The organism is Aeromonas sp. s13, assembly GCF_040907905.1.
Classification (GTDB): Bacteria; Pseudomonadota; Gammaproteobacteria; order Enterobacterales; family Aeromonadaceae; genus Aeromonas; species Aeromonas veronii.
Map to the genome: position 1 here is coordinate 24,280 of NZ_JBFOCS010000064.1, position 10,861 is coordinate 35,140.

Consider the following 10,861-nt stretch of genomic DNA (forward strand, 5'->3'; position numbering starts at 1 on the left):
CGATGCGACTCTTTATCGCCGAGAAGCCCACGCTGGGCCGCGCCATTGCCGATGCCCTGCCCAAGCCCCACAAGAAGGGCGACGGTTTTATCGAAACAGCCCAGGGGGATGTGGTCACCTGGTGTATCGGCCATCTGCTGGAGCAGGCCGAGCCCGATGCCTATGACGCCGCCTTCAAGCAGTGGCGGATGGAGCATCTCCCCATCATCCCCGCCCAGTGGCAGCTGGTGGCCAAGCCCAAGACCAAAACCCAGCTCACCGTCATCAAGCGGCTGATCAAGCAGGCGGACTGCGTGGTCAACGCCGGTGACCCGGACCGGGAAGGGCAGTTGCTGGTGGATGAGGTGATCGACTTTCTCGGCTACCCGAAAACCAAGCCGGTGCAGCGCTGTCTCATCAGCGATCTCAACCCGCCTGCGGTGCGCCGTGCCCTCGACAAGCTCAGAGACAACAAGGAGTTCGTGCCGCTGGCGGTCTCGGCGCTGGCTCGCAGTCGGGCCGACTGGCTCTATGGCATCAACATGACCCGCGCCTATACCCTGCTCGGGCGCAAGGCGGGTTGCAGCGAGCTGCTCTCGGTTGGCCGGGTGCAGACCCCGCTGCTGGGGCTGGTGGTGCGGCGGGATCTCGAGATCGAGGCCTTCGTGCCCAAACCCTTCTACGAGGTGCTGGCCCATCTGCTGACCGATAGCAACGAGCGCTTCACCGCCAAGTGGCTGCCATCGGAAGCCTGCCTGCCGTGGCAGGATGAGGAGGGGCGGGTGCTCAATCGGGCGCTGGCCGACAAGGTGGTGAGCCGGATCAATGGCCAACCCGCACAGGTTGAATCGGTGGAGGAGCAGGCCCGCAAGCAGGCGGCGCCGCTGCCCTATAACCTCTCCAGCCTGCAGATCGATGCCGCCAAGCGCTTCGGCATGGATGCCAAGCGGGTGCTCGACATCTGCCAGAGCCTCTACGAACGCCACAAGCTCATCACCTATCCGCGCTCCGATAGCCGCTATCTGCCGACCGACCACTTCAAGCGGGCCGAGCAGGTGCGCAGCGCCATCGCCGCCACAGCGCCCGCGCTGGCCAAGGCAGTTGCCGAGGCGGACGGCAAGATCCGTAGCAAGGCGTGGAACGACAGCAAGGTGGATGCCCACCACGCCATCATACCCACCGAGAAGCAGGGCAACCCTGCCACGCTGGGGGCCGACGAGGCGAAGCTCTATGGCCTGATTGCCCGACAGTATCTGCTGCAGTTCTATCCCCCGTTCGAATACAACGACAGCAAGGTGCTGCTGCGCATCGCCGGTGGCCTGTTTCAGGCCAAGGCGCGGCGCATTCTCAAGGCGGGCTGGAAGGCGCTGCTCGGGGTGGAGGAGGATGACGACGAAGAGAAGGCGGGCACGCTGCCAGCCCTGAAAGAGGGAGAGCAACTGCTGTGCGAGCGGGGCGAACTGCAGGAGAAAATGACCCAGCCGCCCAAGTCGTTCACCGATGCCACTCTGCTGGCGGCCATGACCGGCATCGCCCGCTATGTGCAGGATCCCGAGATCCGCAAGACTCTGCGCGACACCGATGGCCTCGGCACCGAAGCGACCCGGGCCGGTATCATCGACCTGCTGTTCAAGCGCCGCTTTCTGGTGCGTCAGGGCAAGAGCATCAAGGCGACCCCGACCGGGCGGGCGCTGGTGCAGGCGCTGCCTGCCACCGCCACTACGCCGGATATGACGGCGCTGTGGGAGCAGAGCCTAGGCCAGATCGCCGAGCGCCACGGCAGCTACCAGCATTTTATGGGGCCGCTCACCGAGCAGCTCAACGGCCTGATTGAAGGGGCGCGGCAGGACTCCGGCGCCAGCTTCAGCGCCCTGCCCAAAGAGGCACCAAGTGCCGGCAAGCGGCGTTTTACCAAGCGCAAGAGTCCGGCGGCCAGCACGACTGGCGGGCCCCGACCGCGCAAGACGACCAGCAAGCGCCAGACCAGGGCGGCATAACGAAAAAAGGCGCCCATCCCGGGCGCCAAAGGCATTGTTGTCAGGCTGTCTGAGTGGACAAGCTGGCACGGATCCTGTGCTGGTAGTGCAGAACCACACCGAGAAACACCAGATCCTTGAACAGGAAGAACTCGGTGACTGGCACGCCGTCAACCATCTTCCAGACACCTGTCAGGGTCAGCAGGAAGCTCAGCGTCGCCAGGAAGGTGACGATAGCCCCCATGCTGCACCAGTAACCGATGCGAGGTTGCCACAGACCCACGACCAGCCCGATGGCGATCACTATCTCGACCACCCCGATCAGGTTCGATACGCTCTGTTCCGACAGGGGGCCATAGAGCCAGCTCATCAAGGGGTGGCTGGCTACCAGTGGTTTGATGGCGGCTGCCTCTGTCGGGGTAAACTTGAAGACGCCGATCCAGAGCAGGGTCAATACCACGCCCGCCAGGGCGACCAGAAAGCCTTTGTCATGTTGCTGCATGGGGGCTCCTTGTTTAAGGGGTCAGAGTGACAGGCGGGAAGTCGATCTCGGTCGCCGCCAGGTGGTTGCCATAGTTGGTCAGGGTATTGACGACCACCTGGCCGAGCACCTCCAGCAGCAGCTCGTCATCTACGCCTGCGGCACGGGCGCTAGCAAGCTGCTCGTCACTGATGACCCCGCGTTGGTTGACCAGTGCCGTTGCCAGTTGCAGCAGGGCGTGATCAAGGGGAGCCGAGGCCTGGCCGAGCCGGGCAGCCCGGATCTCCTGGGCCGAGAATCCGGCCTTGCCCGCCAGTAGTGTGTGGGCAGACAAACAGTATTGGCAGGCGTTGGCTTGACCTATGGCCAGTGCCAGCAACTCCCGTTGTGGGGCAGTGAGACGCCCCTTGCCAAGAGCCTCGGCAAAGGCCAGGAAGCCATTGAGCAGGGCTGGCGAGTGGGCCAGGGTGGCGTAGAGGTTGGGCACCATACCCAGATTGCGTTGCAGGGTGGCCAGGGTTTGGGCGGCTGCGGGTTGCGGTTGGGATACGGGTTGGATACGGCTCATGATCTTCTCCTGTGGTAGTGAAGGTACGGGAGACAGTGTGCCGTCATTCGTGATACGGTTTATCACTCATCGTCTGCAAATAAATACTATTCGTCTCAAATATGGATCCGCTCTCTGCCCTGTTGGTTCATGCCACCCCCGAAGCCAAGATCTTCTTCGCCGGCAACCTGTGCCAGAACTCCTCCAGTGATGATTACCCGAGTGGCGGATATCTTCATCTGCTGCGCAGTGGCGCCGTCATGTTGCGTGAAGAGGGGGGAACCAGCTTGCTGCTCGAGGAGCCAACCCTGATCCTGTTCCCTCTGGGACGTCCTCACAAGCTTGAACCCAGAACGCTGGGGGGTTGTGATTTGGTGTGCGCCAATGTCGCATTCGGCAAGGGGGGCGCATCGCCGTTGCAACTGGCATTACCGGGCTCGCTGGTGCTGCCGCTACGTGAGTTGCCTGCCCTGACGCCGGTGCTGAACCAGCTGTTTGACGAGGCGTTTCACCCCCGCTACGGGCAGGATCCGCTGATCTCCCGCTTGCTGGAGGTTCTGTTGATCCTGCTGCTGCGTCATCTGGTCGAGCAAGGGGTGTGTCAGCAGGGGATGCTGGCAGGTATTTCCGATCCCCAGTTGGCCAAGGCGATCTCGGTGATGCATCAGCGTGGGGATGAACCCTGGACGGTGGCCACGCTGGCGCGGGAGGCCGGCATGTCGCGGGCCCGCTTTGCCGCGAGGTTTCAGGAGCGGGTTGGTCAAGCGCCGCTGGGTTATCTGACCCACTGGCGCATGGCCCGAGCCTGCCAGCAACTGCTGGCGGGGGAGCCCATGGTACAGGTGGCGCTGGGGGCGGGGTACAGCAGCAGTGTCGCCTTTGGTCGGGCATTCGAGCGGGAGCTGGGGGTGAGCCCGGGGCGCTGGCTCAAGGCGCAGCAACAAGCCGAATAAAAAAACGGGGCAGCCAATGGCTGCCCCGTGTTCATGGCTGGTCAGCCGGTATAGACGTTCTCTTCCGGATAACGGATGCGGGTCTCGACCGGGCGGGCCAGCATAAAGGCCAGGGTCAGGGGGCCGAGACGGCCGCAGATCATCACCAGCACCAGGATCAGCTTGCCCGGCTCGCTCAGGGAGGCGGTGATGCCGGTAGAGAGGCCGACGGTGGCAAATGCCGAGATGGTCTCGAACATGATTTTGTCGAACGGCAGATCCTCGGTCACCATCAGCAGGAACATCGCCAGCATCAGCACCATGGTGCTGACGATAATGATGGCCAGCGAGCGGGTCACGATCTGGGGCGACAGGGTGCGGCCAAAAGCGGTGACATGGGGCCGTTTGGTCAGAAACGCCTTGGTCGCCAGCAGCACGACCGCGAAGGTGGTCACCTTGATACCGCCACCGGTCGAGGTGGCACCGGCACCGATAAACATCAGCATCATCAGGAACAGCAACGCCGCCGGGGTCATCAGCCCGATATCTATGGTATTGAAACCGGCGGTACGGGCACTGGCAGACTGGAAGAAGGCAGCCAGCAGCTGGCCACCGATACCGGCCTTGCCGAGGGTGCCCGGGTTGTTGTGTTCCAGCAGCCAGAACATCAAGGTACCGGCCAGCAGCAGCGCCGGGGTCATCAGCAACATCAGCTTGCTGTGCAGCTTCAGCTTGCGCCAGCGGCGGTTGCGCACCAGATCGACGATGACGGTAAAGCCGATCCCCCCCAGGATCAGCAGGCCGGCGATGGTCAGGCTGATGATGGGGTCGTCCCTATAGTCCATCAGGTTGTTGGCAAACAGCGAAAATCCGGCGTTGTTGAAGGCCGATACTGCGTGGAAGAAGCTGACATAGAGGCCGTGCACCCACCCCATCTCGGGCACCCAGCGGATCGCCATGATGCCGGTGCCAATCAGCTGGGCGATAAAGGCAAACAGGACGATGCGTTTGACCAGCTGAATGATGTTGACCGAGCCCTCCTGTCCCAGTGCCTCCTTGGCCAGTACCTGCTGGCGCAGACCGACCCGCTTGCTGAAGATGGCGATCAGCAGCAGGGTCATGGTCATCTGGCCCAGACCGCCGATCTCCATCAGCATCAACAGGAAAATCTGCCCCTGCAGGGTAAAGGCGGTGCCGGTATCCACCACGCCAAGACCTGTCACGCTGATGGCCGAGGTGGCGGTAAACAGGGCGTTGACGAAGGTGACCTCGCCATTGTGGCTGGAGGGTTGCACCAGAAAGATGGTGCCAATCAGCAGAATGATCAGAAAGCTGCCGAGGATCAGCCGGGCTTCGCTCCAGCGAGAGTCCTGCTCCCGATGGAGGGCGAAGGCGTAGCTGCTGCGCCAGTTGATCATAGGGTTTCGAGCCAGTGGTCGATGGCGTGCTTGTTGCCCGCCAGGATCAGGATGTCGCCCAGTTGCAGCTCCATCTTGCCGGTCAGTACGTTGTGCAGCACATCACCACGCTTGATGGCGAGCAGCTGGAAATCGCTCTGTTGCAGCAGATGGAAGTCGCCTAGCTCCCGGCCGTTCTGTTGCAGGCCAATCACGAACTCGGTCAGCACCATGTCGTGGCCCAGCTCCAGATAGTCGAACAGCCGGTTGTCCAGCATGCTCTGGGCGACCCGGCGGCCCATGTCCCACTCCGGGTTGATCACCTTGTCGGCGCCCACTTTCTGCAGGATCTTGGCGTGGAACTTGTCGCGTGCCTTGACCCACACCTTCTTCACGCCCGCCTCTTTCAAGACGAGGGTGGTGAGGATGCTGGTCTCCAGGTTGTCACCGATGGCAACGAAGACGATATCGAAATTGGCCAGTCCCAGCTCGGCCACGGTGGCCTCGTCGGTAGCATCCGCCACGATAACGTGATTGCAGAGGGCGGCGATTTGCCGGGTCTTGCTCTCGTCGATATCGATGGCCAGTACTTCGGCATCTTGCCGTTGCAGCTCTTCGCACAGCGCGCTGCCAAACAGGCCCAGGCCGATGACGGCAAACTGGTTGTTCATGAGTTGTTCCTCAGCAGTTGAAGTCGCCTACTCTAAACCACTGCTATTCCCCCGAAAAGGGCTCGGGTTTTTCGTCATGGGGCAACTTGAGGTAGACTGCGCCCTTGCACCAAGCCGGGATAGACCGATGAAACTGAATGCCAACGCCTCCTTGTTGAAGCTCAACACCCTTGCCCTCGATGCGTACTGCCTCTGGCTGGCCGAGGTGGAGCAGGTTGCCGATCTGGCAACACTGCGTGCCGATCCACAGCTCAACCAGCTGCCGCGCCTCAATCTGGGCGGCGGCAGCAACATGCTCTTCACCACCGATTTTCTCGGTCTGGTGGTGCTCAACCGGCTCAAGGGGATTACCGCTGAAGATGGTGGCGATCACTGGTTGCTCCATGTGGCGGCGGGTGAAGATTGGCATCAGCTGGTGCGTCATACCTTGCAACAGGGCTGGTTCGGGCTGGAGAATCTGGCGCTTATTCCCGGTACGGTCGGTGCAGCGCCGGTGCAGAACATCGGTGCGTATGGCGTTGAGCTGGCCGACTTCTGCGCCTATGTCGAGGCGTTCAACTGGCAGAGTGGCGAGATTGAACGGATCGCGGCGGCAGAGTGCCGCTTCGGTTATCGTGACAGCATCTTCAAACACGAGTATCAGGATTCCCACCTGATCACCGCCGTCGGGCTCAAACTGCCCAAGGCGTGGCAACCGGTGCTGGGCTATGGCCCGCTGGCAGCGCTCGGTGACGCGCCTTCGGCGCAGGTCATCTTCGATACCGTCTGTGCCACCCGCATGGCCAAGCTGCCGGATCCTGCGGTGCTCGGCAATGCCGGCAGCTTCTTCAAAAATCCGGTGGTGCCTGCCGCACTGGCGGAGAATCTCAAGGCGTGCTACCCGCAGATGCCCTGCTATCCGGCCGGAGAAGGGCAGGCCAAGCTGGCGGCGGGCTGGCTCATCGATCAGTGTGGTCTGAAAGGTTTCGCCATCGGTCGCGCCGCTGTTCATCAGGAGCAGGCGCTGGTGCTGGTCAATCTGGGGGGCGCCAGTGCCATGGAGCTGATCGCGCTGGCGGCTCATGTCCGCGACAGCGTGGAGCAGACGTTTGGCGTGGTGCTGGAGCACGAGGTGCGCTTTATGGGCGCGCACGGTGAAACCTGGCTCGACGAGGTGCTCTCATGACGTTGACTCCCATCAGACAGACCCTGATCACCCTGCTTAGCGACGGCCAGTTTCACTCCGGCGAACAGCTGGGTGAGCAGCTCGGCATCAGCCGGGCGGCGGTAAGCAAACACATGGCGGCGCTCAAGGAGCTGGGGTTGGATCTCTTTAGCCTGACCGGCAAGGGTTACCGGCTGGCGGTGCCGATGGCGCTCTATGACGAGGCGCAGCTGCAGGCACTGGCCCCGATGGCGCCGGTGCACTGTTTTCCGGTCATTGGCTCGACCAACCAACACCTGCTGGATCGGGTCAATGAGCTGCGCTCCGGCGAGAGCTGTCTGGCCGAGTGTCAGACCGCCGGGCGCGGTCGTCGTGGCAAACCCTGGATTTCGCCGTTCGGTTGCCAGCTGATCCTCAGCATGTACTGGCGACTCGAACAAGGCATGGCGGCTGCCATGGGGTTGAGTCTGGCGGTCGGCGTGGCAGTGGTTGAAGCGCTGGAGTCCCTTGGCTATCAAGGCGTCGAGCTCAAGTGGCCGAACGACCTCTACTATCAGGGCCGCAAGTTGGCGGGAATACTGGTGGAGATGAGCGGTAGCGCCGGGGCCAGCTGTCATCTGGTGATCGGCATCGGTCTCAATCTGGCGATGCCTGCCCGTGAAGGGGAGAAGATCGATCAGGCCTGGGCCGAGTTGCGCCACATCAATCCCGAGCTGGTCGATCGCAATCAGTTGGCGGCCCGGATGATCGTCCATCTGCAGCGGGCGCTGCACACCTTTGAGCAACAGGGGTTGGCAAGCTTTGTCGATGAGTGGAACCGGCTCGATCACTTTGCCGGTCGCCCGGTGCGCCTGCTGATGGGGGATCAGGAGATCCGTGGCATCGCTCGCGGCATCGACGATCGCGGCGCCCTGCGACTGGAGACAGGCGAAGGGATCAAATTCTATCTGGGGGGCGAGCTCTCCCTGCGCCGGGGCGACTGAGGGTCAGCAAGGCCGCTCATGATGCCAAACAGAAGAGGGGGCCTGCGGGCCCCCTCTTCGTTATCCGGCAATGGCTGTCATCATTTGCGCAGTTTGATCTGCTCGATGGCGTGCTCATGGCCCTTGGTCATGATCAGGTTGGCACGCTCACGCGTTGGCAGGATATTTTCTTGCAAATTCAGATAGTTGATATCTTGCCAGATGTTGCTGGCGATCTGGGTCGCCTCACTCTCCGCCAGCTTGGCGTAGTTATGGAAGTAGGAGTCGGGATCCGAGAAGGCGCCGCTGCGGAATTTCAGGAAGCGTTCGATATACCAGGTACGCAGCAGTTCGGCATCGGCATCCACATAGATGGAGAAGTCGACGAAGTCCGACACGAAGACCCGATGGGGATCCTGAGGGTAGTCCATGCCGCTTTGCAGTACATTGAGCCCTTCAAGGATCAGGATGTCCGGCTGCTCCACCACCTTCTTCTCATCGGGAATGATGTCGTAGATAAGGTGGGAGTAAACCGGCGCTTCGACCTTCTCGTGACCGGCGCGGATATTGGCGACAAACTCCACCAGATGGCGGATGTCGTAGGACTCAGGGAACCCCTTGCGGCGCATCAGGCCGCGCTCTTCCAGTACCTTGTTGGGATAGAGGAAGCCGTCGGTGGTGACCAGTTCCACCCGCGGGTGTTCCGGCCAGCGCTCCAGCAGGGCCTGCAGAATACGGGCCGTGGTACTTTTGCCCCCCGCCACGCTGCCGGCAATGCTGATGATATAGGTGCCCTTGCCGCGGGACTGGCCGAGGAACTGCTCCAGCACCCGGCTGCGACGCTGTTTGGCTTTGACATAGAGATTGAGCAGGCGGGAGAGAGGCAGGTAGATCTCTTCCACTTCCCGCAATGACACCTTCTCGTTGATCCCGCGCAGGGTCTGCAGATCGTGTTCGGTCAGGGTCAGGGGGACCGAATCGCGCAATAACGCCCATTGTTCGCGGGTGAATTGCAGATAGGGGTTATGCTCTGTCGTCATGGTGTCATCACTGTTTCTTGGGCACGGCGACCATACACCAAGGGTGGGGGAGCGACAAGGGACGCAGCAGGATTGGCTTGTTTGCCCCCGCTTTTTTGCAAACTTCCCAGCAATAAAGCATATTTTGCCGGGTTCAATGGTTGCATCCCCCAAAACCTTACAATAAAATGCGCGACGCTTGACTGTCTGTCGTCTATTTGCCGTGCAAAAGCGATAAACACAACGGGTGCAAGCAGAATTACCGTTGTGACAATCTGGCGTCTGGAGGGGTTCCCGAGCGGCCAAAGGGATCAGACTGTAAATCTGACGGCTCTGCCTTCGAAGGTTCGAATCCTTCTCCCTCCACCATATTTCTCTGCGGTTTGAGTTCTTTGGGTTAGAGAAATGCGGGCATCGTATAATGGCTATTACCTCAGCCTTCCAAGCTGATGATGCGGGTTCGATTCCCGCTGCCCGCTCCAAGATGCTGATATGGCTCAGGCGTTAGCAGAGCCGCACCCTAGGGTGAGTTCGGCAAGCGAACCAGCCATCAGTACCTCTCTCTTTCCCACCAGATTCAAATCCATCATATAAACTGTTCTGTGGTTAGCTTGCCACCGCGTACTCAGCGTTAGTTTAGAGGGACGATCATGTCTAAAGAAAAATTTGAGCGTAATAAACCGCACGTTAACGTGGGTACCATCGGCCACGTTGACCACGGTAAAACCACCCTGACTGCAGCTATCACCAACGTGCTGGCCAAGCACTTCGGTGGTAAAGCTTTCGCCTTCGACCAGATCGACAAGGCACCGGAAGAGCGTGAGCGTGGTATCACCATCAACACCTCCCACGTAGAATACGACACCGCTACCCGTCACTACGCCCACGTAGATTGCCCGGGTCACGCCGACTACGTTAAAAACATGATCACCGGTGCTGCCCAGATGGACGGCGCGATCCTGGTAGTAGCAGCGACTGACGGCCCGATGCCGCAGACTCGTGAGCACATCCTGCTGGGTCGTCAGGTTGGTATCCCGTACATGATCGTGTTCATGAACAAGTGTGACATGGTTGATGACGAAGAGCTGCTCGAACTGGTTGAGATGGAAGTTCGTGAACTGCTGACCGAGTACGACTTCCCGGGTGATGACCTGCCGGTAGTTCGCGGTTCCGCACTGAAAGCGCTGGAAGGCGACGCTCAGTGGGAAGAGAAGATCATCGAGCTGGCTGGCCACCTGGATACCTACATCCCGGAGCCGGAGCGCGCGATTGACCAGCCGTTCCTGATGCCTATCGAAGACGTATTCTCTATCGCTGGCCGTGGTACTGTAGTTACCGGTCGTGTAGAGCGCGGTATCGTTAAAGTAGGTGAGACCGTAGAAATCGTTGGTATCAAAGATACCGTTTCTACCACCTGTACCGGTGTAGAAATGTTCCGCAAGCTGCTGGACGAAGGTCGTGCAGGCGAGAACATCGGCGCGCTGCTGCGTGGTGTTAAGCGTGAAGACGTAGAGCGTGGTCAGGTACTGGCCAAGCCGGGTTCTATCAAGCCGCACACCAAGTTCGAATCTGAAGTGTACGTACTGTCCAAAGAAGAAGGTGGTCGTCATACCCCGTTCTTCAAAGGCTACCGTCCGCAGTTCTACTTCCGTACTACCGACGTGACCGGTACCATCGAACTGCCGGAAGGCGTAGAGATGGTAATGCCGGGCGACAACATCAAAATGGTTGTTACCCTGATTGCGCCGATCGC

10 protein-coding genes and 2 tRNA genes are annotated in these 10,861 nt (G+C 60.6%); 7 read left to right on the plus strand and 5 right to left on the minus strand.

Annotated elements, in window-relative coordinates:
* Positions 1-2 precede the first annotated feature (2 nt).
* On the plus strand, positions 3-1,976 hold the full coding sequence (locus AB5Y82_RS11375; protein WP_111901467.1) for a DNA topoisomerase III: 1,974 nt from the start codon (positions 3-5) through the stop codon (positions 1,974-1,976).
* A gap of 40 nt (positions 1,977-2,016) precedes the next feature.
* On the opposite strand, the gene AB5Y82_RS11380 is transcribed toward AB5Y82_RS11375, so the two are convergent.
* Both AB5Y82_RS11380 and AB5Y82_RS11385 read right to left on the minus strand, forming a co-directional pair.
* A complete protein-coding gene (locus AB5Y82_RS11380) occupies positions 2,017-2,457 on the minus strand; it encodes a DUF417 family protein (protein WP_111901468.1) in 441 nt (146 codons plus the stop codon).
* 13 nt (positions 2,458-2,470) lie between these two features.
* Positions 2,471-3,004: a carboxymuconolactone decarboxylase family protein gene (locus tag AB5Y82_RS11385; RefSeq protein ID WP_043823097.1), complete on the minus strand. Its 534-nt coding sequence runs from the start codon at positions 3,002-3,004 to the stop codon at positions 2,471-2,473.
* A gap of 101 nt (positions 3,005-3,105) precedes the next feature.
* Here AB5Y82_RS11385 and AB5Y82_RS11390 point away from each other — a divergent pair, with 101 nt between their 5' ends.
* Positions 3,106-3,936, plus strand: a complete 831-nt coding sequence (locus AB5Y82_RS11390) for an AraC family transcriptional regulator (protein ID WP_111901469.1) — start codon at positions 3,106-3,108, stop codon at positions 3,934-3,936.
* Between the two features lie 41 nt (positions 3,937-3,977).
* Here the strand turns inward: AB5Y82_RS11390 and AB5Y82_RS11395 are convergent, their stop codons facing one another.
* Together AB5Y82_RS11395 and AB5Y82_RS11400 are read right to left on the minus strand one after the other, a co-directional pair.
* A complete protein-coding gene (locus tag AB5Y82_RS11395) occupies positions 3,978-5,333 on the minus strand; it encodes a TrkH family potassium uptake protein (RefSeq protein ID WP_005356363.1) in 1,356 nt (451 codons plus the stop codon).
* A complete protein-coding gene (locus AB5Y82_RS11400; RefSeq protein ID WP_005339863.1) occupies positions 5,330-5,983 on the minus strand; it encodes a TrkA family potassium uptake protein in 654 nt (217 codons plus the stop codon). Before AB5Y82_RS11400 ends, AB5Y82_RS11395 begins: the two co-directional genes overlap by 4 nt.
* Before the next feature lie 127 nt (positions 5,984-6,110).
* Between AB5Y82_RS11400 and murB the strand changes: the two genes are divergently transcribed.
* Both murB and birA read left to right on the plus strand, forming a co-directional pair.
* Positions 6,111-7,148, plus strand: a complete 1,038-nt coding sequence (murB, locus tag AB5Y82_RS11405; RefSeq protein ID WP_111901470.1) for a UDP-N-acetylmuramate dehydrogenase — start codon at positions 6,111-6,113, stop codon at positions 7,146-7,148.
* A complete protein-coding gene (gene birA, locus AB5Y82_RS11410; RefSeq protein ID WP_058058994.1) occupies positions 7,145-8,110 on the plus strand; it encodes a bifunctional biotin--[acetyl-CoA-carboxylase] ligase/biotin operon repressor BirA in 966 nt (321 codons plus the stop codon). The genes murB and birA overlap by 4 nt, the downstream gene beginning before the upstream one ends.
* Before the next feature lie 80 nt (positions 8,111-8,190).
* On the opposite strand, the gene coaA is transcribed toward birA, so the two are convergent.
* A complete protein-coding gene (gene coaA, locus AB5Y82_RS11415) occupies positions 8,191-9,129 on the minus strand; it encodes a type I pantothenate kinase (RefSeq protein ID WP_111901471.1) in 939 nt (312 codons plus the stop codon).
* A gap of 263 nt (positions 9,130-9,392) precedes the next feature.
* On the opposite strand from coaA, the gene AB5Y82_RS11420 reads away from it, so the two are divergent.
* The 3 genes from AB5Y82_RS11420 to tuf form a co-directional block, all read left to right on the plus strand.
* A tRNA-Tyr gene (locus AB5Y82_RS11420) sits at positions 9,393-9,477 on the plus strand.
* 38 nt (positions 9,478-9,515) lie between these two features.
* A tRNA-Gly gene (locus tag AB5Y82_RS11425) sits at positions 9,516-9,590 on the plus strand.
* A gap of 168 nt (positions 9,591-9,758) precedes the next feature.
* A partial coding sequence (gene tuf, locus AB5Y82_RS11430; protein WP_368171110.1) for an elongation factor Tu occupies positions 9,759-10,861 on the plus strand: 1,103 nt, incomplete at its 3' end.